This window comes from Lysobacter sp. P5_B12, from assembly GCF_056400425.1.
Genome location: NZ_JBFULG010000007.1, coordinates 125,406 through 146,365, shown reverse-complemented (window position 1 = coordinate 146,365; position 20,960 = coordinate 125,406). Strand labels below are relative to the sequence as shown.

At 67.7% G+C, this 20,960-nt stretch carries 20 protein-coding genes and 1 pseudogene; 15 read left to right on the top strand and 6 right to left on the bottom strand.

Going from position 1 to position 20,960, the window contains the following annotated elements:
- The first annotated feature begins 34 nt into the window (after positions 1-34).
- From AC1DOM_RS12430 to AC1DOM_RS12410, 5 genes are all read left to right on the top strand, one after another.
- Positions 35-745 (top strand): CoA transferase subunit A, encoded by a 711-nt coding sequence (locus AC1DOM_RS12430; RefSeq protein ID WP_498963732.1) that lies wholly within the window; start codon positions 35-37, stop codon positions 743-745.
- Positions 745-1,374 carry a CoA transferase subunit B gene (locus AC1DOM_RS12425; RefSeq protein WP_498963730.1) on the top strand — a complete coding sequence of 210 codons (630 nt, stop codon included), beginning with the start codon at positions 745-747 and terminating at the stop codon, positions 1,372-1,374. Before AC1DOM_RS12430 ends, AC1DOM_RS12425 begins: the two co-directional genes overlap by 1 nt.
- On the top strand, positions 1,371-2,081 hold the full coding sequence (locus tag AC1DOM_RS12420; protein ID WP_498963728.1) for a methyltransferase domain-containing protein: 711 nt from the start codon (positions 1,371-1,373) through the stop codon (positions 2,079-2,081). The genes AC1DOM_RS12425 and AC1DOM_RS12420 overlap by 4 nt, the downstream gene beginning before the upstream one ends.
- 226 nt (positions 2,082-2,307) lie before the next feature.
- Positions 2,308-4,686, top strand: a complete 2,379-nt coding sequence (locus AC1DOM_RS12415; RefSeq protein ID WP_498963726.1) for an FG-GAP-like repeat-containing protein — start codon at positions 2,308-2,310, stop codon at positions 4,684-4,686.
- Between the two features lie 168 nt (positions 4,687-4,854).
- A complete protein-coding gene (locus tag AC1DOM_RS12410; RefSeq protein WP_498963724.1) occupies positions 4,855-7,275 on the top strand; it encodes an FG-GAP-like repeat-containing protein in 2,421 nt (806 codons plus the stop codon).
- 61 nt (positions 7,276-7,336) lie between these two features.
- On the opposite strand, the gene AC1DOM_RS12405 is transcribed toward AC1DOM_RS12410, so the two are convergent.
- Positions 7,337-8,971, bottom strand: coding sequence for an electron transfer flavoprotein-ubiquinone oxidoreductase (locus AC1DOM_RS12405; protein WP_498963722.1), 1,635 nt, complete (start codon positions 8,969-8,971; stop codon positions 7,337-7,339).
- Positions 8,972-8,994: 23 nt separating this feature from the next.
- Here AC1DOM_RS12405 and AC1DOM_RS12400 point away from each other — a divergent pair, with 23 nt between their 5' ends.
- Positions 8,995-9,576: an alpha-ketoglutarate-dependent dioxygenase AlkB family protein gene (locus AC1DOM_RS12400; protein ID WP_498963865.1), complete on the top strand. Its 582-nt coding sequence runs from the start codon at positions 8,995-8,997 to the stop codon at positions 9,574-9,576.
- 3 nt (positions 9,577-9,579) lie between these two features.
- On the opposite strand, the gene rimI is transcribed toward AC1DOM_RS12400, so the two are convergent.
- Genes rimI through pssA form a run of 3 tightly spaced genes read right to left on the bottom strand, consistent with a single transcriptional unit; the run spans position 9,580 to position 11,077 of the window.
- On the bottom strand, positions 9,580-10,065 hold the full coding sequence (gene rimI, locus AC1DOM_RS12395) for a ribosomal protein S18-alanine N-acetyltransferase (RefSeq protein ID WP_498963720.1): 486 nt from the start codon (positions 10,063-10,065) through the stop codon (positions 9,580-9,582).
- Entirely contained in the window at positions 10,062-10,313 is a 252-nt protein-coding gene (locus AC1DOM_RS12390) for a hypothetical protein (RefSeq protein ID WP_498963718.1), read from the bottom strand. Before AC1DOM_RS12390 ends, rimI begins: the two co-directional genes overlap by 4 nt.
- Positions 10,310-11,077 carry a CDP-diacylglycerol--serine O-phosphatidyltransferase gene (pssA, locus tag AC1DOM_RS12385; protein ID WP_498963716.1) on the bottom strand — a complete coding sequence of 256 codons (768 nt, stop codon included), beginning with the start codon at positions 11,075-11,077 and terminating at the stop codon, positions 10,310-10,312. The genes AC1DOM_RS12390 and pssA overlap by 4 nt, the downstream gene beginning before the upstream one ends.
- A gap of 101 nt (positions 11,078-11,178) precedes the next feature.
- Here pssA and AC1DOM_RS12380 point away from each other — a divergent pair, with 101 nt between their 5' ends.
- The 3 genes and pseudogenes from AC1DOM_RS12380 to AC1DOM_RS12370 all read left to right on the top strand — a co-directional run.
- Entirely contained in the window at positions 11,179-11,655 is a 477-nt protein-coding gene (locus AC1DOM_RS12380) for a DUF4124 domain-containing protein (protein WP_498963714.1), read from the top strand.
- A gap of 79 nt (positions 11,656-11,734) precedes the next feature.
- Complete coding sequence (locus AC1DOM_RS12375; protein ID WP_498963712.1) at positions 11,735-13,432, top strand: proline--tRNA ligase; 1,698 nt, start codon at positions 11,735-11,737, stop codon at positions 13,430-13,432.
- Positions 13,433-13,464: 32 nt separating this feature from the next.
- A pseudogene (locus AC1DOM_RS12370) lies at positions 13,465-13,842 on the top strand (H-NS histone family protein); the annotation flags it as partial.
- 9 nt (positions 13,843-13,851) lie between these two features.
- On the opposite strand, the gene AC1DOM_RS12365 reads toward AC1DOM_RS12370, so the two are convergent.
- Positions 13,852-15,135 (bottom strand): threonine/serine exporter family protein, encoded by a 1,284-nt coding sequence (locus tag AC1DOM_RS12365; RefSeq protein WP_498963710.1) that lies wholly within the window; start codon positions 15,133-15,135, stop codon positions 13,852-13,854.
- A gap of 133 nt (positions 15,136-15,268) precedes the next feature.
- Between AC1DOM_RS12365 and AC1DOM_RS12360 the strand changes: the two genes are divergently transcribed.
- The 6 genes from AC1DOM_RS12360 to AC1DOM_RS12335 are packed head-to-tail and all read left to right on the top strand — an operon-like array spanning position 15,269 to position 19,927.
- Positions 15,269-15,685 carry an MbcA/ParS/Xre antitoxin family protein gene (locus tag AC1DOM_RS12360; protein WP_498963708.1) on the top strand — a complete coding sequence of 139 codons (417 nt, stop codon included), beginning with the start codon at positions 15,269-15,271 and terminating at the stop codon, positions 15,683-15,685.
- Positions 15,676-16,377, top strand: coding sequence for an RES family NAD+ phosphorylase (locus AC1DOM_RS12355; protein ID WP_498963706.1), 702 nt, complete (start codon positions 15,676-15,678; stop codon positions 16,375-16,377). The genes AC1DOM_RS12360 and AC1DOM_RS12355 overlap by 10 nt, the downstream gene beginning before the upstream one ends.
- 57 nt (positions 16,378-16,434) lie before the next feature.
- Entirely contained in the window at positions 16,435-17,544 is a 1,110-nt protein-coding gene (locus AC1DOM_RS12350; protein WP_498963704.1) for an MlaE family ABC transporter permease, read from the top strand.
- Positions 17,545-17,547: 3 nt separating this feature from the next.
- Entirely contained in the window at positions 17,548-18,342 is a 795-nt protein-coding gene (locus tag AC1DOM_RS12345) for an ABC transporter ATP-binding protein (protein ID WP_498963702.1), read from the top strand.
- An 11-nt stretch (positions 18,343-18,353) separates the two neighbouring features.
- Complete coding sequence (locus tag AC1DOM_RS12340; protein ID WP_498963700.1) at positions 18,354-19,268, top strand: MlaD family protein; 915 nt, start codon at positions 18,354-18,356, stop codon at positions 19,266-19,268.
- Positions 19,265-19,927, top strand: coding sequence for an ABC-type transport auxiliary lipoprotein family protein (locus tag AC1DOM_RS12335; RefSeq protein WP_498963697.1), 663 nt, complete (start codon positions 19,265-19,267; stop codon positions 19,925-19,927). Before AC1DOM_RS12340 ends, AC1DOM_RS12335 begins: the two co-directional genes overlap by 4 nt.
- Here AC1DOM_RS12335 and AC1DOM_RS12330 read toward each other — a convergent pair.
- Complete coding sequence (locus AC1DOM_RS12330) at positions 19,917-20,960, bottom strand: acyltransferase family protein (RefSeq protein ID WP_498963695.1); 1,044 nt, start codon at positions 20,958-20,960, stop codon at positions 19,917-19,919. The genes AC1DOM_RS12335 and AC1DOM_RS12330 overlap by 11 nt on opposite strands.

The window sequence follows — 20,960 nt, the reverse complement described above, 5'->3', positions numbered from 1 at the left end:
CGCTAGAATCCATGCTCTTTGCATCGGAGGTTCCATGGCCGGCAACAAGCTATTCCCGGACGCGGCCACGGCCCTGGCCGGCCTCGTGGCGGACGGACAGACGCTCGCGGTCGGTGGTTTCGGCCTGTGCGGCATCCCCGAGGCGCTCATCGCCGCGCTGCGCGACACCGGCGTGAAGGGCCTCACGGTCATTTCCAACAATGCCGGCGTCGACGGCTTCGGCCTCGGCCAGCTGCTTGCGACCCGGCAGATCCGCAAGATGATTTCCTCGTACGTGGGCGAGAACAAGGAATTCGAACGCCAGTACCTCGCCGGCGAACTGGAACTGGAATTCAACCCGCAGGGCACGCTCGCCGAGCGCCTGCGCGCGGGCGGCGCCGGCATCCCGGCGTTCTTCACGCGCACCGGCTTCGGCACGATCGTCGCCGACGGCAAGGAGACGCGTGAGTTCGACGGCCACAGCTATGTGCTGGAAACCGCGCTGCACGCCGACGTCTCGCTGGTGAAGGCGTGGAAGGCCGACAAGGCCGGGAACCTGGTATTCCGCAAGACCGCGCGCAATTTCAATCCGGCGTGCGCGATGGCCGGCAAGACGACGGTCGTCGAAGTGGAACAACTGGTCGAGGTCGGGCAGATCGATCCCGACCAGGTCCACCTGCCCGGCATCTACGTCGACCGCATCGTCGTCAATGCGACGCCCGAAAAGCGCATCGAACAGCGCACCGTCCGCCAGGGAGGCGTGTAATGGCCTGGACCCGCGATGAGATGGCGCAACGCGCCGCACAGGAACTCACCGACGGCGCGTACGTCAACCTCGGCATCGGCTTGCCGACGCTCGTTGCCAACTACATTCCCGACGGCATGGACGTGTGGCTGCAGTCGGAGAATGGATTGCTCGGCATCGGTCCGTTCCCGACGGAAGCCGAAGTCGACGCCGACCTGATCAACGCCGGCAAGCAGACGGTCACCGCGCGCGAGGGCGCGAGTTACTTCGGCAGCCACGATTCCTTCGCGATGATCCGCGGCGGGCACATCGACCTGGCCATCCTCGGCGCGATGCAGGTCACCGACCAGGGCGATCTCGCGAACTGGATGGTGCCCGGCAAGATGGTCAAGGGCATGGGCGGCGCGATGGACCTGGTCGCCGGCGTCAAGCGCGTGGTCGTGCTGATGGAGCACACCGCGAAGAACGGCGAACACAAGTTGCTGTCGCAGTGCACGCTCCCGCTGACCGGCGTGGGCGTGGTCAATCGCGTGATCACCGAACTGGGCGTGTTCGACGTGACGCCCGGGGGCCTGCGCATGGCGGAACTCGCGCCGGGCGTCGCGCTGGACGAAGTGCGCGAAAAGACCGGCGTCCCGCTCGTCGAATGACGGGCGCGACCGACGCGGCGTCCGCGCAGCTTCCAGCGTGCGCCGTGTGCGGCGCGCGGGACTATCTCGACCGCGCGGTGCTCTGGCCCGCGCTCGTCGCCGAATGGGAACTGCAACCCCACGAGGCCGCCTTCATCGATCGGCAGCAGGGCACGGTGTGCACGCAGTGCGGCGCCAACCTGCGTTCGATCGCGCTCGCCGCCGCGCTGTGCCGCAGCGCGGGTTTCGCCGGAACGCTCGATGCGTGGATCGCATCGGTGCCGGCCATGTCGCTGTTGGAAGTGAACGAAGCCGGCACGCTGCATGCGCGCCTGCAACGCCTGCCCGGGCACGTCTACGGCGCATGGCCGCAATTGGACTTGCAGGCGATGGCGTATCCGGATGCGTCGTTCGACCGCATCGTCCATTCCGACACGCTCGAGCACGTGCCCGATCCGAAGGCCGCGCTCGTGGAAATGCGACGCGTGCTCAAACCCGGCGGCGCGGCGGTGTTCACCGTACCGATCCTCCCGGGCCGCCTGACGCGCGACCGCCGCGGACTTCCGCCGAGTTTTCACGGCGATCCGACGACGGCCACCCAAGACTTGCGCGTGCACACCGAATTCGGGGCCGATGCGTGGGCCATGGTGCTCGAAGCGGGTTTCGGCGCCTGTACCTTGGTCGGTTTCGATCCGCCGGCCGGCCTGGCCGTGATCGCCTGCGCCTGAACAGGTCCGGGAGTGACCTGGCCGGTCATTGCTGAACCAATCGGGTCACTTCACGGTAACCGCAGCAAAACGCCTTCCGTCATTTGTGACGGCACGGGGCTTGCGTCGGCCATCGCATCGGGATAATTGTTGAGCGAGCGGGACTGGGACGTCCCGCGCACGCTGCATCAGGGGGCCGTCTCCCACGGTTCGCGGCGGTACACCACATCACAGGGAACCTATTCGAATGCGCCTTCCTCTGCTCCTCGCCAGCGCGCTTGCCCTGGCGGCCTGCACAGCACACGACACGCCTTCCGGCGCCAACGGATCGGCGGCCGCGCAAGGCACCGCCAAGGCCTCCGCCTCGCATGCGCCCGCGGGCCTGCGCGACCATCGCGCGCGCGCCATCGCCGGCCTGCCGGACCGCGGGCAATTGCTCGCCTACACCGCCGGCGCGCCGGTCACCCGCAGCGCATACACCTGGCACGACATCGCGCTGAGCGAAGCGCACGCGATGAACGCCATCGCGACGGGCACGCTCGACGTGCCGGCGCCCGATGGTTCGACGATCGTGCTGAAGTACGACCACGTGGTCGACCACGGCGACGGCAACTGGACCTGGGTCGGTCGCCCCGCGGGTGCGAAGCCCGGCACCGAAGCGATCATCACCTTCGGTCCGAAGGCGGTGTTCGGCACCGTGCCTTACGGCCGCAAGCCGTCGCTGCGCATTTCCTCGGCGCAGGGCCGCACGTTCCTGATGGAAACCGACCCGTTGAAGCTGGCGGGCATGCACAACGATCCGCGCCGGCCCAAGGGCCCCGATGCCGTGCTGCCGCCGTCGATCCTCGCCGGCGCGCGCGCCAAGGTGCTCGAGCGCGCCGCCGCGGCGCCGAAGGCGCAGGCGCTGGTCGCCTCACGCCTGGTGCCGGAGTCGAGCACCGTGGATGTCGTGCTCGGTTACACCAACGCCTTCGCCGCGCGCCTGGGCGGCACCTCGCAGGCGAACACGCGCCTGACCTTCCTCGTCGCGGTCGCGAACCAGGCCTTCGTCAACAGCCAGATCAATGGCCGGCTGCGCCTGGTCGGCACCGTGCCGGTGGACTATCCGGACGCGACCGACAATGAAGTCGCACTGCGCGAACTCACCGGCGTGACGTGCACCGAGCTGTCGGACGGCAGCCTGGACTGCAACGACGCGCCGATCCCGGCCGCGCTGCAACCGCTGACCAACGCGCGCGAATCGCTGCATGCCGACCTGGTGTCGCTGGTGCGCAACTTCAGCGAGTCGAACAACAGTTGCGGCATCGCCTGGCTCGTCGGCGGCGGCGAAACGGCGATCACGCAGAACGATTCCTACGCGGCCGTCTCGATCGTCAGCGATTCCAACGGCAATGGTAACGACGACAGCAGCGGCAGTCCGTTCCCCGACAACGGGTGGGTCTGCCGCAACGAAACCCTGGCGCACGAACTCGGCCACAACATGGGGTCGGCGCACGACGCGACGACCTCCGCGGGCGACGATGGCGTGCTGACGATCGACGAACACGGGCGTTATCCGTACTCGTTCGGTTACAAGACCAGCGCGGGCAATTTCTTCACGATCATGGCCTACGAAGACGATGGCCAGGTGGCCTACCGCGTCTTCTCCAACCCGCGCATCAACTACTGCGGCACGATGGCGTGCGGCACGGCGGATGCGGACAACGCGCAAAGCCTGTCCAACACGATCCCGGTCATCGCCTCGTTCTATGCGTCGCTCGCGCCGCGCACGCGCCTCCCGCGTTCGGATTTCAACGGCGACGGCAGGGCCGACATCCTGTGGCACGACACCAACGGCACGAACGTGCTCTGGTACAACCCCACCGGCACGTCGACGCTCCCCCTCGCGAGCACGGCCGCGCCGTGGACGCTGGGCGGCATCGGCGACATCAACGGCGACGGGCGCGGCGACATCGTCTGGCGCAACACCTCGACCGGCGGCAACTCGATCTGGCTGTCGGGCAACAACCAGACGCGCGCGACGATGGCTTCGGTCGCGACCGCCTGGACCATCGCGGCGGTGGCCGACTTCGACGGCGACGGCAAGGCCGACGTCTGGTGGCGCCACCCGGCGACCGGTGCGAACGTGTTGTGGCGCTCGGCGAATCCGGCGACCAAGGTGACTGTCGCGAACGCGGCGACGGTGTGGCAGTTCGTCGCGGCGGACGACTTCAACGGCGACGGCAAGGCCGACGTGCTGTGGCGCAACACCACCACCGGCGCGAACCTGATCTGGCGCGCGGGCAACGGTGCAACGACGCAGTCGGTCAACAACATGCCGACGCAGTGGATCGTCGCGGGCGTGGGCGATTTCGACAACGACGGCAAGGCCGACATCCTGTTCCGCAACAACACCACCGGCGCGAACGAAATCTGGCGCTCGGCGTTGTCGGCGACCAAGACCGCGGTGGCGACCGTCGCCAACCTGAGCTGGCGTGTCGCGGGCGTCGGCGATGTCGACGGCGACGGCCGCGCGGATATTTTCTGGCGGCACACCAACGGTTCCAACCAGATCTGGAAGTCGGGCACGCAGGCGCAGATCGCGACCAAGGCCTCGGTGGCCACGTCGTTCCAGCCCAGCATGTAACGCGTTACTTCAACAGGCTTCGCAAGACCCTCACGCCCCGCGCCCCGTGCGCGGGGCGTGTTTGTTTGCGGAGCGTAAAAAAGCCGCCGACGATCGGTGCGTTTTCATCACATCGCCTCCATGAACCCTGCCGTATCACCTGCAGACCTTCCACGGGGGAACCCCACCATGCGTAATCTGCTCGCGATCTCGATCGCCTGCGGGCTGCTTTCGGCCTGCAGCGGCACCAGTACTTCCACCGCGGGCGCCGACACGCGCCACGCCGTGGCCCATCCGCAATCCCAGACCGCCGCGCACATGGCCTCCGGCATCGCGTCGCTGCCCGACCACGGCGCGCTCGTCGCGTACGAAGGTGCGCCGGTCCAGCGCGGCGCCACCACCTGGCGCGACGTGCAGATCAGCGAAGCGCACGCGCTGCGCGCTGCCGTCGACGGCGGTGCGTTGACGCTGCCGACGCCCGACGGTTCGACGATGAAGATCGGCTTCGTCCGCCGCGTCGAATCGCCGGACGGCAACTGGTCCTACGTCGGTCGCGCGGAAGGCGCGCCCGTCGGCAAGGAAACCATCCTGACCTTCGGCGACAAGGCGGTCTTCGGCACGATCCCCTACAAGAAGGGCGCGCCGCTGCAGATCACGACGGTCGGCAACCGCACCTTCATGGTCGAAAACGATCCGAAGAAGGCGATGGCGCTGGGCATCAAGGATCCGACCGGCCAGGACATGCTCAACCTGCCCGCCGAAGCGGCGTCGTTCGCGAAGGACATGGGTCCGCGCGCCTCCGCGACGATGGCTTCGCGCGTCGCGGGTGCTTCGCGTGCGCAGTCGCTCGTCGCCTCGCAGGCGCCGGTGACCACGAGCACCGTGGACATCATCATCGGTTACACCGTCGGCTTCGCCACGCGTCTTGGCGGCACGTCGCAAGCGATCACGCGCCTGCGCTTCCTCCTGGACACGACGAACCAGGCCTTCGTCAACAGCCGCGTCGGCGGCACGCTGCGCGCGGCGCAGTTCGTCCAGGTGGACTTCCCGGACGAGACGAACAACCGCGAAACGCTCTTCCAGTTGACCGGCGTGGCGTGCTCGCCCGTCGCCAACACCGGTGAACTTCCCGACGGCGGCGTGAGCTGCTCCCTGGCCACGCGCCCGGCTGCGCTCGAAGTGCTCTCGCAGCGCCGCGAACAGTTCGGCGCCGACCTGGTCACGCTGGTGCGCGCGTTCGACAACGACACCAACGGCAGCTGCGGCATCGGCTGGAAGCTCGGTGGCGGGCAGACGCCGATCACCGCGGCGAGCGCGGCGTTCGCCTATTCGGTGGTGAGCGACTCCAGCGGCTCGATCTTCACCGACGGCGGCGCGAACTGCCGCGACGACAACCTCGCGCACGAGGTCGGCCACAACTTCGGCCTGCAGCACGACGTCGCGATCGCGGCGGGTGCCGACGACACCAACGGCGACGGCAACCTGCTCGACCCCGAGGAGTTCGGTCGCTTCGCCGATTCCTTCGGCTATTTCGCCGCGCCCGAGGCCGGCGATTTCTTCGACACGATGGCGGTGCGTCGCTCGGGGAAGGACGGCATCCTGGTGTACTCCAACCCGAGCGTCGGCACGTGCAACGGCTTCGCCTGCGGCGTGACGAACCAGGCGAACGCGGCGCGCACGCTGAGCCTGACGATTCCGCAGGTCGCGGCCTTCCGCAACAACATCGTGCCGGTCGTCGCCACGGGTTACCGCGGCGACTTCGACGGCGATGGCAAGAGCGACCTGTTGTGGCGCAACCTGTCCTTCGGCGCGAACATCGTGTGGCGCGGTGCGATTTCGCAGCAGTCGCTGGCGCTCAAGCCGGTGGCGAACCAGGTCTGGCAGATCGCCGCCACCGCCGACTTCGACGGCAACGGCAAGTCCGACATCGTCTGGCGCAACCGCAACACGGGCCAGAACCTGATCTGGCGCGATGGGCTGAACACCCAGGCCGGCCCGCTCGGTTCGCCGGTGGCGCCGTGGGGCATCGTCGGGAGCGGCGACTTCAACGGCGACGGCAAGGCCGATCTGTTGTGGCGCAATGGCGGCACGGGCCAGAACGTTTATTGGCGCGGCGCCGTCAACACGCAGCCGACCCCGATCACCAGCGCGCCGGACCTGGATTGGGTGGTCGCCGCGATCGCCGACTTCAACGGCGACCACAAGGACGACATCCTCTGGCGCCACAGCACCACGCGCGCGACGGTCATCTGGTTGTCCGCCAACTCGGCGACCACGCAGGCCGTCACGTCCTGGGCTGCGCAATGGAACGTGGTGGGTGCCGGCGATTTCAACGGCGACGGCAAGGAAGACATCTTCCTGCGCAACTTCATGACGGGTGCGAACGTCATCTGGCGTTCGGGCAACTCGACGACGCCGCAGGGCATGTCGGCCCAGCCGAACATGGACATGGTCCCCGTCGCCGTCGGCGACTTCAACAACGATGGCAAGGACGACATCCTGTGGCGCAACGTGACCACCGGACAGAACCTGCTCTGGTTGTCGGGCAACGCGGGCACGGTGATGAACCTCACCACCGCGCCGCCGCCGGCCTGGTTGCAAGCCGGCTGATGCCAGCGCCGACGTAGTGCGGAAAGACACCGGGCGCCTCGTGCGCCCGGTTTTTTTTGGGTCAGAGATTCTGGTAGTTCGGGCCCGAGCCGCCTTCGGGCGTGACCCAGGTGATGATCTCGTACGGATCCTTGATGTCGCAGGTCTTGCAGTGCACGCAGTTGGCGGCGTTGATCTGCAGCCGCTTGCCGGTGCCCGCGGGGCCGTCGGGATCGTCGACGATCTCGTACACGCCGGCAGGGCAGAAGCGCGTGCACGGGTTGTCGTATTCGGCGGCGCACCGCGTGACGCACACGCTCGGATCGTGCACCACCAGGTGCACGGGCTGGTCCTCGTCGTGTTCGGTCGCGGCGAAATACACGCCGGCCAGGCGGTCGCGCGGCGCGAGGTCGCGCTGCACGTAATCGCGCGTGGCCTGCTCGCGTTCGGCGACTTTTTCCAGCGCGTTCCAGTCGGGCTTGTTCTTCAGCGTCCAGGGCGAGAGGCCGAACGTCACGGTTTCCCATGCAGCGTTGGCCAACCCGAACCAGAGACCGCGCTTGAAGCCCGGCTTGATGTTGCGCACGCGCTTGAGCTCGCGGAAGACCTTGGACTTGCGCACCTTGCGGTCGAAGCCGGTCGTGTTCGTGTCGAACTCCACGATGTGCTCGGCCGCGAGCAATGCCGTTTCGATGGCCTGGTGCGTCCCCTTGATCTTCGGCACGTTGAGCGTGCCGGCGGCATCGCCGATGAGGATCGCGCCGGGCATCTCGAGTTTCGGCAGCGATTGGTAGCCGCCGGTCACGATCGCGCGCGCGCCCGCCGACACGATGGTGCCGCCTTCGAGCAGCGACTTCACGGAAGGATGGTTCTTCCACTGCTGGAAGGCTTCCCACGGCTTGTATTGCGGATCGTGGTAATCCAGGCCGCTGATGTAGCCCAGGGCGATGCGGCCCTTGTCCAGGTGGTAGAGGAAGCTCCCGCCGTAGGTGTGGTTGTCCGCGGGCCAGCCGACCGAATGCACGATCTTGCCTGGCGTGACGCGGTCTTCGGGCACCTGCCAGAGTTCCTTGATGCCGATCGAGTAGCCCTGCGGATCGCAGCCGGCATCGAGCCCGAAGCGCTTGATGAGCCGCTTGGTGAGATGGCCGCGCGCGCCTTCGGCGAGCACGGTGACGCGCGCATGGATGTCGATGCCCTGGGTGTAGGCGGCCTTGTGCGTGCCGTCCTTCGCCACGCCCATGTCGCCGATGCGCACGCCGATCACGCGGCCGCTTTCGTCGTGCAGCGTTTCCGACGCGGCGAAGCCCGGGAAGACATCCACGCCCAGTGCTTCGGCCTGCGGTGCGAGCCATGCGCACAGCGCGCCGAGGCTGACGATGAAGTTGCCCTTGTTGTGCATCTGCGGCGGCGTGATCGTCCGGAACCCGCCGGTCTTGGTCAGGAACCAGAATTCGTCCTTCGCCGCGGGAACGCAGATCGGCGGCGGGTTGTCGCGCCAGCCGGGCAGCATTTCGTCGAGCGGGCCGGGCTCGATCACCGCGCCGGACAGGATGTGCGCGCCGATGGTCGAGGCCTTCTCGATCACGCAGACGGTCATGTGCGCGTTGTGCTGCTTGACGCGGATCGCACAGGCCAGGCCGGCGGGGCCGGCGCCCACGACGACGACGTCGTACTCCATCACGTCGCGTTCGGTTTCGGTCATGGCGCCCTCCATTGGATCGCGCCATTCTAAAGCGCATGGCGGCGCAGGCGATTCATCTGCCGGGTGCGGACGTGGTGTTGCATCCGGACTGGCTGGGGGAAAAGGCGGCGTGGGCGCTGTTCGAGGCGCTGCGCGCGGGCCTGCCGTGGGAGCGCCACCGGATCACGGTCTACGGGCGCACGCTCGATGCCCCGCGGCTCAGTTGCTGGATCGGCGATGCGGCCTACACGTATTCGGGGACCGTGTTCGAACCGCATCCCTGGCCCTTGGCGCTGGCGCCGGTGCGCGCGCGACTGGCGCGCGAACTGCAGGGCGAATTCAACAGCGTGCTCGCCAACCTCTACCGCGACGGCGCCGACCGACTGGGCTTCCATCGCGACAGCGAACCCGAACTCGGCCCCGAACCGCTGATCGCATCGGTGAGCCTGGGGGCGACGCGGCGTTTCCGCTTCCGTGCGCGCGACGGGAAGGGATCGCTCGGGCTCGACCTCACGCACGGCAGCCTGCTCGTGATGGCGGGCGCGACGCAACGCAATTGGCTACATGCGGTGCCGCCGACCGCGCGCGCGGTGGGGCCGCGCATCAACCTGACCTTCCGGCATGTCGCGCCGCGATGAGGCTCAGTCTTCGTCGACGAGCAACTCGAGCGCCATGACCAGCGCATCTTCGCGCCCGTCCTTCGCCGGGTAATAACGCGGGCGCCGGCCGATCTCGTTGAAGCCTTCGTCGTGGTAGAGCGCGATGGCCGCCGCGTTGGACGGACGCACTTCGAGGAACACGCGCTGCGCGCCGCGACCGCGCGCCAGTTGCAGGATCGCGCGCAGCAACCGGCGGCCATGGCCGCGGCCCTGGACTTCCGGCGCGGTGCACACGTTGAGCACGTGCGCTTCGCCGGCGGCGACGCTCAACACCGCGTAACCGAGGATGTCGCCGTCCTGCACCAGCACCCATGCCGGATGGTTGGCGAGCAGGCAATCGCGGAACACGCCCTGCGTCCACGGAAACGCGTAGGCGCGTTGTTCGATCGCCATGATCTCGGGGAGATCGGCTTCGCGCATCGGACGCAGCGAGGCGATGGGCAGGCTGTCGGCGGCGAGGGCGCTCATCGGGGTGCGGCCTTGCGCAACGCGCGCAGCTGCGGCCACAGCGCGCGCTTGGCGGCGGGCGTGCGCAGTTGCGCGGGCGAAGGGAGTTTCGGGAGCGAGGAGAGGTCGGTTTTCGCCGCGCGCGCGATGGCCTGCGTCAGCGGCGTGTCTTCGATCGCATCGGGATGCTGCACGCGGAACACGACATGCCCGAGTGCATCGAGCACCTCGCGTTGGAAGTCGTCCCACGGCGGCGCTGCATCGCTCATGTGGCTTCGCCCACGAGCTTGCGGCGACGGAACCACATCAGCGGCCCCGACAAGGCATACAGCGCGGTCACCGCGAGCAGCACGCGCGGCGGATCGATCCACAGCGCGATGAGCGCGGCCACCGCGATCACGATCGTGGTGAACGGCACGCGCTCGGCGCGCGCGCCCTGGCCGCTGCCCTTGAAGCTGTTGTAGCGCACGCGGCTGACCATCAGCAGGCCGGCGACGATCGCCACCGCGGCGGCCGGATAGCGCAGTTCGGTGCCCGAAAAACCGATCTCGTCGCAGGTCCACACGAAGCTCGCCATCAATCCGGCGGCCGCGGGACTGGCCAGCCCGATGAACCACCGCTTGTCGACCGTGCCGACCTGGCTGTTGAACCGCGCCAGGCGCAACGCGGCGCACGCGGCATAGAGGAAGGACACCAGCCAGCCGACCTTGCCGAAGACCGCGCCGTCGAGCTTCATCGACGACAGCGCCCAGTGGTACATCACCAGCGCGGGCGCCATGCCGAAGCTGACCAGGTCGGCGAGGGAGTCGTACTGCACGCCGAACTCGGTCTGCGTGTTGGTCATGCGGGCCACGCGGCCGTCGATGCCGTCGAGGATCGCGGCGATGAAGATCGCCAGGCACGCCGCCTCGTATTTGCCCTGGGCGGCCGCGATGATCGCGAAGAACCCCCCGAACAGGCCGCCGGTGGTGAACAGGTTGGGCAGCAGGTAGATGCCGCGCGGACGTGGCCGCGCCGGTTCGATGGGCTCCATGGCCGAAGTGTAGCGCCTGCGACGCAGGTCGCTTGCGCGCTCCCCGTCGCAGTGCTGCAATCGCCCCACGCCAATCGGCGATGTCCTCCGGGGGAAGCGCCATGAACCGTTCGATCCGCCTGCTCTTGGGTGCCTGCGTCCTGTTGTCGTTCGCGCCCGCCTTCGCGCAGGCCGTCTATACGTGGAAGGACGACAAGGGCGTCACCCACTATTCCGATTCCCCGCCGCCGGCCGGCGCGAAGAAAAAGAACGTGCGCACCGCCGCCGACCCCGTGCCTTCGTCCACGCCCGTCGCCGCCGTGAAGCCCGCCGATGCGGCCGATGCCGCGGCCAAGCCGGACAACGCCGCCGACCAGGCCGCCCAGCAAGCCGCGCAACAGGCCAACGCCGAAAAGCAGGCCAAGCAGCGCGACCAGGCCTGCAAGCAGGCCCAGGCCAACCTCGCGGTGTTGAACAGCCAGGCCGGCGTGTCGGTCGACCGCGATGGCGACGGCAAGGCCGACGCCGTGCTGGACGACAAGCAGCGCCAGCAGGAAGTGCAGGCCATGCAATCGGTCGCCACGGCCAACTGCAACTGACGCCATCGGGGGCGCGGGCAGGGGCCCTGCGGGGTCCCGTGGCAGAATGCGGCTCTTTCCGCCGCTCCGAAGTCCCCCGATGCGCCTGTCGCAATTCCATCTCCGCACCGTCAAGGAAACGCCCGCCGACGCCGAAGTCGTCAGCCACCAGCTGATGCTCCGCGCGGGCATGATCCGCAAGCTCGCCGCCGGCCTGTACACGTGGTCGCCGCTCGGCCTGCGCGTGCTGCGCAAGGTCGAAGGCATCGTGCGCGAGGAAATGAACCGCGCCGGCGCGATCGAACTGCTGATGCCGTCGATCCAGCCGAAGGAACTGTGGGAAGAGACGGGCCGCTGGCAGAAGTTCGGCGGCCAGCTGCTGAAGATCAGGGATCGCAAGGAAGCCGAGTACTGCTACGGCCCGACGCATGAAGAGGTGATCACCGACTTCGCGCGCAACGAGCTGTCCAGCTACAAGCAGTTGCCGGTCAATTTCTACCAGATCCAGACCAAGTTCCGCGACGAGATCCGCCCGCGCTTCGGCGTGATGCGCGCGCGCGAGTTCCTGATGAAGGACGCGTACTCCTTCCACGTCGACGAAGCCTCGCTCGCCGACGAGTACCGCAACATGTACGACACCTACACGCGCATCTTCACGCGCCTGGGGCTGAAGTTCCGCGCGGTGTTCGCCGACACCGGCGCGATCGGCGGCAATGCCTCGCACGAATTCCAGGTGCTCGCCGATTCGGGCGAGGACGCGATCGCGTTCTCCGATGGGTCGGACTACACGGCCAACATCGAACTGGCCGAAGCGCTTGCGCCCGGCCCGCGGCAATCGGGGGCGGAATCCCTGCGCAAGGTGGAGACGCCGACGCAGAAGACATGCGAAGACGTCGCTGCGTTGATGGGCATCGCTCTGGATCGCACCGTGAAGTCGGTCGCCGTGATGGGCGACGACGGCTTCGTTCTGGTGCTCGTCCGCGGCGACCACGTCGTCAACGAGGTCAAGCTGCGCAAGCTCGCGGGGCTGTCGGACTATCGCCTCGCGACCGAAGCGGAAATCGCGACGCATCTGGGCGCGGATCCGGGCTTCCTCGGTCCGCTCAAGCCGCGCGCCGACATCACCATCGTGGCCGATCGCAGCGTCGATGCGATGCACGATTTCGTCGTCGGTGCCAACGAAAACGGCTGGCACGTCGCCGGCGTGAACTGGGTGCGCGACCTGCCCGAAGCCGACATCGTGGCCGACGTGCGCAACGTCGTCGCCGGCGATGCCTCGCCCGACGGCAAGGGCACGCTGGGCATCGCGCGCGGCATCGAAGTGGGGCACGTGTTCCAGCTCGGCCGCAAATATGCCGAAGCGATGCAGTGCACCGTGCTCGACATGGCGGGCAAGGCCGTCGTGCCGATGATGGGTTGCTACGGCATCGGTGTTTCGCGCATCGTTGCCGCCGCGATCGAACAGAACCACGACGCCAACGGCATCCTGTGGCCCGAAGCGATGGCGCCGTGGCAAGTGGCCGTGTGCATCATCAACCCGAAGAACGATGCGAACGTCGCCGCCGCCGCCGAAACGCTGCACCGCGAGCTCAACGCGGCGGGCATCGAGGCGGTGCTCGACGACCGCGGCCTGCGCCCCGGCCAGATGTTCGCGGACATCGAGCTGATCGGCGTGCCGCACCGTGTCGTCGTGTCCGAGCGCGGCCTGGCCGCGGGCACGTTCGAGTATCGTGCGCGGACCGCGGCGGATGCCGAACAACTCGATCGGCAGGCGCTCTTCGAACGTTTGCGCGCCTGAGTCTTCCCTTCACCTTGCCGAGGAACGCCCCGATGTCCATCGATCTCAACGGCCTGTCGGCCAAGGAACTCGACGCGCTGATCGCGCAAGCGAAGAAGCGTCGCACCACGATCAGCAAGCGCAAGCCGATCGCGCTGGTCCGCAAGAAGCTCACCGCGCTCGCGCGCGCCGAGGGCTACACCATCGGCGAGCTGTTCGGCGGGAGCGCGGGCGCCGCGCCGGCGAAGAAGGCCGCGACGACGGGTGCCGCGACGGCGCGCAAGTCGACCAAGGGTTACAAACTCGGCAAGGTCGCGCCGAAGTACCGCAATCCGCAGAACTCGGCGGAAACCTGGGCCGGCCGCGGCCAGCAACCGAAGTGGATGGCCTCGCAGATCGCCGCGGGCCGGAAGCTCGAAGACTTCCTGATCCGCTGACCCTCAGAGGTTGCGGCGGGCGGAGACCAGCAGGTTTCCGAACAACAGCCCCGCGACCAGCGCCATCAGCGAATTGAGCACCGCGATCGCCGCGACGCTGCCGGCATCGACGTTCTGCTGCTGCACCAGGTTGATCACGCCGCGCAGCGCCACGCTGCCCGGCACCAGCATGATGATGCCGGGCACGCGCACCAGCGCGCCCGGCCGTTGCGTCACGCGCGCGTAGGCGTTGCCGAATGCGGAGGTGAACAGCGCGGCGAGGAAGACGCCGGCCGGGCTGTCGAACATCTGCCCGCCGAAGCGCGCGATGAGATAGCCCATCGCCGCCGACAACATCACCACCCAGTAGTCGCGCAGCGCCGCGCGGAACAACACGGCGAATGCGAACGCGCCGCTGATCAGCGCCACGCCTTCCACCCAGTCCGGTTGCGGCCGCGACGCGCGGACGTGCGGTTCCAGGCCGATGTAATGCGCGAGCTTGAACGCGATGACCGTCCCGATGGTGAGCTTGAGGATCGTCGTGAGCGCACCGGCGAAGCGCGCGGTGCCCGACACCAGGTGGCGGCTGGTGAGTTCGTTCACCGCGTTGGTGAGCGTCATGCCGGGCAGCAGCACGATGAGCGAAGCGATCGTCACCGTGTTGAGGTTCAGCGGCCCGACCAGGCTCGCCACGGCGATCGCGACCAGGCCCGCGACGACGCCGGCGATCGCATCGCTGGCTTCGTTCAAACGCGCGCGGCCCTGCGATGCGAGTTCGACCATGCCGATCAGCAGGCCGATCAAACCGGCGGTGCCGATGTCGAGCCAGGGCAGGCGCAGCAGCCCCGCGACCGCGGCGGAGGCCAGGCCGAAACCGAAGATCTGGATCGCGCGCTGTCGACGCGTCGGCGGTTTGGAGAGTGCGCGAAGTTGCGCATGTCCTTGCGCGATTCCGACGCGGCCGGCCATCACGTCTTCGGCGATGCGATCGGCCTCGCACAACTTGTAGAGGTCCGTATCTCCGGGCGCCAAACGGATCACGCGCGTCGTATCCGAGACGCCGGCGGGTCGACGCGGATCGCTGAAGGACAGGATCATGCCCGTGGGGTTCGACCACGGTTCGCAGTCCAGTCCAAGGCGTTGCGCCACCGCCACCACCGCGCCCTCCAGGCGTTGCGCGGTGGTGCCGTAGGCATGCAGGTGCTCGGCGACTTCGAGCACGAATTCGATGCGCTCGGCGTAGCCGGCGCTCGCCGCGTCGGCCGTTGCCGGCGCCGGTGTCGGAACCAACGAAGGAGGGGCGCTCATGTTCGAAGCATCGCACGAGGCTTGGATTCGCCAAGAGGGCGATGGGGGAAGTGCGGTGTCCGTCAATGGACGGATCATTGCAATCCGTCCCTTGATGGATTACAAAGGGTTTGCCTCCCGCCTGGGGTCCGCCATGGCCCAACCGCTCGAAACACCGCAAGCGCATGCGCCGGACCTGTCTTCGGCGCAGTCCGCCGCTGCAGCGTTGCGCACCTTCTTCCGCATCGCCGATGCTTGGGGTCTGTCCAACGACCAGCAACGCCAGTTGCTCGACTGCGGCCGCAGCACGTTCTACGAATGGAAGAGCGGTCGGGTGAAGCGCGGGCTGGACAACGCCACGCTCGAGCGCCTTTCGCACGTCTTCGGCATCTATTCGGCACTGCAGTTGCTGCTGCCCATTCCCCAACGCGCGCACGACTGGATCAAGCGCGACAACGCAGCGCCGCTGTTCGGCGGAAAGTCCGCGCTCGATCGCATGCTCGCCGGGCAGGTGTCGGATCTGTTCGTCGTGCGCCAATACCTCGACGCGCAACGCGGCGGGTGGTCCTGAGTCGCGTGCGGTTGGCGCATGTCCAGCTCGCGTGGGACACCTCGTGCCGGCTCGTCGCAAGCCGGTATCCCGCGGTGGGCCTGTTCGATGCCGTCGCCGATCCGATCGACCTGGAGGTCGTGTTCGCCGTCGAAGCGCTCGGCAACCCGCGCCTGCGGCAGGAACACGGCGCGCTTTCGCTCCTGCCGCAGGACCAGCGCATCAGCGGCCCGGGCACGACGCCGGTGATGTCGGCATTCACCCACCTCAACCCCGAGGGGTCGCGGTTTTCCGACGGCACCTGGGGCGTGTACTACGCGGCGAACGATCTCGACACGGCCGTCGCCGAAGTAAGCCACCACCGCGCCCGTTTCCTCGCACGCACCCGCGAGCCGGCGATCGAAATCGACCTGCGCTGCTATCGCGTGCCGGTGCGCGCGCGCTTGCTCGACCTGCGCGGCCGCCGCGCGCCCGCGGGCATCCTCGATCCCGCCAGCTATGCCATCTCGCAGCCGTTCGCGCGTGCGCAGCGCGATGCGCGCGAGCCCGGCCTGGTCCACGACAGCGTGCGCCGCCGCGCCGGGCAATGCGTCGCGCTGTTCACCCCGAAGGCGACGGTGCCGCCCGCGCAGCAGGCCGAACACGTCGCCCTGTGCTGGAACGGCGAGCGCATCGCCGCGTGGTACCGCAAGTCGGACGCCCGCTTGCTCTAGGCGCCGTCGACGCCGGGTCCAAGCCGGACTCTGTATGCTCCGCGCAAAGGGGACCCGATGCGCGACGAGAGCCGCCCGCCCAGTGTTGAAACCGATGCCGAAGGCCGCTTGCGCCTGCTCGGGAGCTGGACGCTCGTGCATGCCGCCGGCATGGCCGAGCAACTGCGCACGGCGCCGGACACCATCGAAGCCGTCGACGCCCACGACATCGAACACCTCGACTCGGCCGGCGTGCTCCTGCTGCTGCGCTACGCGCGGCGCCGCAACCTGGACGTCGACAGCTTCCACTTCCGGGACGACCACGTTTCGCTGGTGTCGGCCATCGAGGACGTCGCCGACGACCGCCCCAAGAAGAAGCGCGAATACGGCGTCAGCGCCGCCCTCGCGCGACTGGGTTACGCGGTGCACGACAACTGGCGCGAGATCCTCGCGCTGGTCGGCTTCCTCGGCGAGAACCTGATGAAGTTCGGCCGCATGCTCGCCCAGCCCAGGCGCTTCCGCCTGACGGCCACCGTCTTCCACATGGAACAGGTGGGCCTGGACGCGGTGCCGCTGGTGTTCCTGCTGTCCTACCTGGTCGGCGCGGTGATCGCCTTCCTCGGCGCGAACATCCTCCGCGACTTCGGCGCGGAGATCTACGTCGTCGAACTGGTCAACGTGGCCTTCCTGCGCGAATTCGGCGTACTGCTCACCGCCATCATCCTCGCCGGCCGCACCGCGAGCGCGTTCACCGCGCAGATCGGCGCGATGCAGAGCCGCGAGGAAGTCGATGCGATCCGCACGCTCGGCATGGACCCCATCGACCTGCTCGTGTTGCCGCGCGTGATCGCACTGTTGGTGATGCTGCCGCTGCTCACCTTCATCGCGATGATCGCGGGTTTGCTCGGCGGCCTGTCGGTCGGCGCCTTCAGTCTCGACATTCCACCGCAGGCGTACCTGTCGCGCATGGAAGCGACGATCGAAGTCCGGCATTTCCTCGTGGGTCTGTCGAAGGCGCCGTTGTTTGCGCTGGTGATCGGGCTGATCGGTTGCCTGGAAGGCCTGCAAGTCGAAGGCACCGCGCAGTCGGTGGGCGAACGCACCACCTCGAGCGTGGTGCAGACCATCTCGCTGGTGATCGTGATCGACGCGATCATGGCGCTGTGGTTCCTGCAGATGGACATCTGACCCATGGCCATCGACGAAAACGACATCGTCATCCGCATCCGGGGCCTGACCAACACCTTCGGCGAGCAGATCGTGCACGAGAACCTCGACCTGGACGTGCGCCGCGGCGAGATCATCGGCGTGGTGGGCGGCTCGGGCGCGGGCAAGTCGGTGCTGATGCGTTCGATCATCGGCCTGCGCCGGCCCGATGCGGGCACGATCGAAGTGCTCGGCGTCGACGCGCGCAGCGAAGACGAGGACGTGCGCAACCATATCCAGCGCAACACCGGGGTGCTGTTCCAGGACGGCGCGCTGTTCTCCTCGCTCAGCGTGGGCGAGAACGTGCAGGTGCCGCTGAAGGAAGAGCATCCGGACCTGCCCGATTCGCTGCGCTACGAACTCGCGTTGCTGAAGGTGAAGCTCGCCGGCCTGCCGGCCGACGCGGTGAACAAGCTGCCTTCGCAACTGTCCGGCGGCATGCGCAAGCGCGCGGGCCTGGCGCGCGCACTCGCGCTCGATCCGCCATTGCTGTTCCTCGACGAACCCACCGCGGGCCTGGACCCCATCGGCGCGGCCGCGTTCGACCAACTCATTCTCACCCTGCAGCAGGCCCTGGGCCTGACGGTGTTCCTGATCACGCACGACCTCGACACGCTGTACGCGATCTGCGATCGCGTCGCGGTGCTGGCCGACAAGCGCGTGGTGGTGAACGCCCCCATCGAGGAGGTCGAGCAGTTCGACCACCCGTGGGTGCAGGAATATTTCCACGGCCCACGCGCCCGCGCCGCCCGCACGGCGGGCGCTGGCACAATGGCCTGAAGGGAGGAACCATGGAAACCAAGGCCAACTACGTCCTGATCGGCGCCTTCACGCTGGCGGTCAGCATCTTCGGCCTGCTGTTCGCCCTGTGGGCCGCCAACTGGTCCTCCGAACGCGAATGGAACAAATACAGCATCGTCTTCAACGAGGCGGTCACCGGTTTGTTCGAAGGCGGCAGCGTGCGCTACAACGGCATCACCGTCGGCACGATCGACGCGCTGCGCCTGGCGCCCAACGATCCGCGCAAGGTGATCGCCACGGTGCGCATCAACACCAACACGCCGATCAAGACCGACACGCACGCCAAGATCTCGCAGGACGGCCTCACCGGCCCGACCTTCATCCAGCTCAGCGGCGGCAGCCCCAACGCACCGCTGCTGGTGTCCAACGACAGCGACGTGCTGCCGACCATCGCCACCGAGCCTTCCGCGCTGCAGAACATCGCCGATACCGCGAACCGCCTGGTCGCGCGCATGGACGTGTTGCTCAGCGACGAGAACGTGCGCCGCATTTCCGATTCACTCGCTAACATCGAAGCGCTCACCGATTCGGTCGCCGCGCAGCGCCAGGACATCGGCGCGCTGATCGTCAATGCACGCCAGGCCAGCGAGCAGTTGAAGGTGACCTTGAACACCACCAACGGCGCGGTCGAACGCCTGGATCGCGACGTGGTTCGCCAGTTGCCCCCGATCATCGACAAACTCGATCGCACGCTCGCGCAATTCGAATCCGTGGCGACCAATGCCAACGGCGTGATTGCCGACAACCGCGCGCCGCTCGCCAATGGCCTCCAGCAACTCGGGCCGGCCATGACCGAATTGCGCGGCCTGGTGCGCGACCTGCGCCGCGTCGCCAGCCGCCTCGACGCCAACCCGGCGGGCTACGTGCTCGGCCGCCAGCAACCCAAGGAGTTCGTGCCCGAATGAGTACGCGCATTCGCCTGGTGGTCGCCACCGCCGTGCTGGCCACGCTCGCCGGCTGCAGCACCATCGTTGGGAAAAAGGAATCCATCGCGCTCTACGCGCCCGAGGCGACGGTGCAGCCGGACGCGTCGTGGCCGCAGGTACAGTGGGCGCTGCAGATCCCGCGTCCGCACGCGTCGGAACTGCTGGATTCCCCGCGCATCGTGGTGCGTCCGGCCGATGGCGAACTGCAGGTCTACCACGGCGCGATCTGGGCCGAGCCCGCACCCGACCTCGTGCAGGACGCGGTGCTGCGTGCTTTCGAAGACAGCGGACGCATCGGGAGCGTCGCGCGCCGCGGCAGCGGCGTCACCGGCGACTACGAACTGTTGCTCGACATCCGCAACTTCCAGTCCGACTACGCGGGCGGCGCGACGCCGAGCGCGGAAGTGGAAATCGTCGCCAAGCTCATCGCCAATCGCAGCAACACCGTCATCGCCACGCGCATGCTCAAGCAACACGTGCCGGCGGCATCGACGAAGATCGGCGATGTCTCGCGCGCATTCGAAGCCGCGCTGACGGCCACCGTGCAGGACCTGGTCGGCTGGACGCTGGTGGAAGGGCAGAAGTACGACATGGCGCATCCGGCGCCGGTCAAGCCGGTCAAGCCGGTCAAGCGCTGAGTTTCTTCCGCGCCAGCGCCGGCTTTTCGACGAGGTGCCACGACAGCACGGCCAGCGTGATCGTGATCGCGCCCGAGGCCAGGATCATCTGCACGGGCGTGATGCCCGGCACGGTCGACACCAGCAACTGCTGCATCGGGAAGGCGTAGATGTAGATGCCGTAGGAGTAGTCGCCGAGCTTGTTGAAGTGGCGCAACCAACCGCCCGGCACGTAGGCCACCCACATCACGATGTAGGGCGCGGTGAGCGGATAGAGCCAGAAGAACGCCTTCGGCTGCACGATGCCCGCGACCAGCAGCACGCAAGCGGGCACGAACAGCTTCCAGGTCATCGGAATGCGGTCGCGGAAGATCCACATGCCCGCGCCGCAGAAGAAAAAGAAGAACAGGCGGAAGGTGTGCCAGTGCTTGTAGGCGTGCGCGTGCGCGATCCAGAACGCGACCAGCATCAACGCCGTGCCCACGACCACGATGCGCGTGAAGGTGCGCACCTTGTCCGATTTGAACCAGCCCGCCACCCACCACACCAGGGCGAGCGTGAGGTAGCAGCGTAGTTCGAAGGGCAGGGTCCACAACGAACCGTTGACGACCCGCATCTGGTTGGATTCGAACACGCCCGGCAGGCTGAACTTCAGGCCGGTGAGGACCGTCGTGTTCTTCCAGATGAATTTCCACACGGTCGAATCGCTGAAGTACTCGCCCAGCGGCAACGTGGTGATGAACGGCCCCATCACCAGCGCGAGCAGCACCGACATCACCAGCAGCGCGGGGAAGATGCGCAGCGCACGCGCGCGCACGAAGGCCTTGAAGTTGTCCAGGCGCAGCAGGCTCGCGGTGACGAGGAAGCCGCTGGTGACGAAGAACACGTCGACCGCGACACCGCCCGGCGTGTAGCCGAGCCACTGCACCCACGGCTCGAAGGCCGGGCTGATCACGATCGCGTAGCTGTGGCTCCACAGCACGGCGAAGGCCGCGATGAAGCGGACCAGGTTGAAGTTGTTGTCGCGACTGGTCGCGTACTGCGATAGCCGCAT

Excerpts from the sequence above, each read along its gene's own strand:
- AC1DOM_RS12390 (WP_498963718.1), bottom strand. The coding sequence starts at position 10,313 with ATGAGCGATGCAGCGCCGCCGTGGGACGACTTCCAACGCGAGGTGCTC.
- AC1DOM_RS12430 (WP_498963732.1), top strand. The coding sequence starts at position 35 with ATGGCCGGCAACAAGCTATTCCCGGACGCGGCCACGGCCCTGGCCGGC.
- AC1DOM_RS12330 (WP_498963695.1), bottom strand. The coding sequence starts at position 20,960 with ATGCGGCTATCGCAGTACGCGACCAGTCGCGACAACAACTTCAACCTG.
- AC1DOM_RS12335 (WP_498963697.1), top strand. The coding sequence starts at position 19,265 with ATGAGTACGCGCATTCGCCTGGTGGTCGCCACCGCCGTGCTGGCCACG.
- AC1DOM_RS12415 (WP_498963726.1), top strand. The coding sequence starts at position 2,308 with ATGCGCCTTCCTCTGCTCCTCGCCAGCGCGCTTGCCCTGGCGGCCTGC.
- AC1DOM_RS12420 (WP_498963728.1), top strand. The coding sequence starts at position 1,371 with ATGACGGGCGCGACCGACGCGGCGTCCGCGCAGCTTCCAGCGTGCGCC.
- AC1DOM_RS12340 (WP_498963700.1), top strand. The coding sequence starts at position 18,354 with ATGGAAACCAAGGCCAACTACGTCCTGATCGGCGCCTTCACGCTGGCG.
- AC1DOM_RS12380 (WP_498963714.1), top strand. The coding sequence starts at position 11,179 with ATGAACCGTTCGATCCGCCTGCTCTTGGGTGCCTGCGTCCTGTTGTCG.
- AC1DOM_RS12405 (WP_498963722.1), bottom strand. The coding sequence starts at position 8,971 with ATGGAGGGCGCCATGACCGAAACCGAACGCGACGTGATGGAGTACGAC.
- pssA (WP_498963716.1), bottom strand. The coding sequence starts at position 11,077 with ATGGAGCCCATCGAACCGGCGCGGCCACGTCCGCGCGGCATCTACCTG.
- AC1DOM_RS12375 (WP_498963712.1), top strand. The coding sequence starts at position 11,735 with ATGCGCCTGTCGCAATTCCATCTCCGCACCGTCAAGGAAACGCCCGCC.
- AC1DOM_RS12360 (WP_498963708.1), top strand. The coding sequence starts at position 15,269 with ATGGCCCAACCGCTCGAAACACCGCAAGCGCATGCGCCGGACCTGTCT.
- rimI (WP_498963720.1), bottom strand. The coding sequence starts at position 10,065 with ATGAGCGCCCTCGCCGCCGACAGCCTGCCCATCGCCTCGCTGCGTCCG.
- AC1DOM_RS12345 (WP_498963702.1), top strand. The coding sequence starts at position 17,548 with ATGGCCATCGACGAAAACGACATCGTCATCCGCATCCGGGGCCTGACC.
- AC1DOM_RS12365 (WP_498963710.1), bottom strand. The coding sequence starts at position 15,135 with ATGAGCGCCCCTCCTTCGTTGGTTCCGACACCGGCGCCGGCAACGGCC.
- AC1DOM_RS12350 (WP_498963704.1), top strand. The coding sequence starts at position 16,435 with ATGCGCGACGAGAGCCGCCCGCCCAGTGTTGAAACCGATGCCGAAGGC.
- AC1DOM_RS12410 (WP_498963724.1), top strand. The coding sequence starts at position 4,855 with ATGCGTAATCTGCTCGCGATCTCGATCGCCTGCGGGCTGCTTTCGGCC.
- AC1DOM_RS12400 (WP_498963865.1), top strand. The coding sequence starts at position 8,995 with ATGGCGGCGCAGGCGATTCATCTGCCGGGTGCGGACGTGGTGTTGCAT.
- AC1DOM_RS12425 (WP_498963730.1), top strand. The coding sequence starts at position 745 with ATGGCCTGGACCCGCGATGAGATGGCGCAACGCGCCGCACAGGAACTC.